Origin of the sequence: Campylobacter sp. RM12642 (genome assembly GCF_020137635.1) — a bacterium.
In the GTDB taxonomy this organism is placed as follows: Bacteria; Campylobacterota; Campylobacteria; order Campylobacterales; family Campylobacteraceae; genus Campylobacter_E.
Genome location: NZ_JACGAT010000076.1, coordinates 1 through 730 on the forward strand (window position 1 = coordinate 1; position 730 = coordinate 730).

Consider the following 730-nt stretch of genomic DNA (forward strand, 5'->3'; position numbering starts at 1 on the left):
CGAATATGCAAATAAAGATAGTAGGATAAAAATTATTCATAATAAAGAAAATTTAAAATTACTCCATGCAAGAGCTGAAGGGGTAAAGGTAGCTACAAGCGATTTAATTATGTTTTTAGACCCAGATGATGAATTAGAGCTTAATGCTTGTGAGATTTTATATATTCATTACAATAATGAGTTTAAGTTGCTAAGATGTAATTTTTCTTTAATAGGTTTTGATGAAACATATAATTTAAATGTGGCACATAGTTATGATGAATATATTCAATTAAGTGGAAAACATGTATATTATGATTTTTTAATGTGGGGTGTTTTGATTAATAAACAATTATATTTGGATTGTTTGTTGTTAGTGGAAGAGTATGGTTTAGATAATATAAATTTTATTGAAGATGTTACAATGGGTTTTTTATTAATAAACAAAACAAATAATTATTCTTATATTGAAAATAAATTATATAAATACTATAAAAATACTAATTCTTTAACAAATAGTAGTCAATTTGATTTAAAATTAAAGTTGCGTATAATAAATATGATTATAAGGTTTTTTAATACTATGAAAAATAAATATCCACAAGATTTTAATAATAAAATTTATATATCAAATTTATATATGCTAATAAGACTGAAATATAAATCAGAAAAAGAATTAAATTGTAATATTATAGGTAGATTACTTGGTAAAATATCGTATGAAATAAATAAGTTAAAGTTAAAAATATGT

Annotated in this window: 1 protein-coding gene; it reads left to right on the forward strand. The window is 20.8% G+C overall.

Going from position 1 to position 730, the window contains the following annotated elements; translation table 11 throughout:
- A partial coding sequence (locus AVBRAN12642_RS09740; protein ID WP_336608318.1) for a glycosyltransferase occupies nucleotides 1-730 on the forward strand: 730 nt, incomplete at both ends.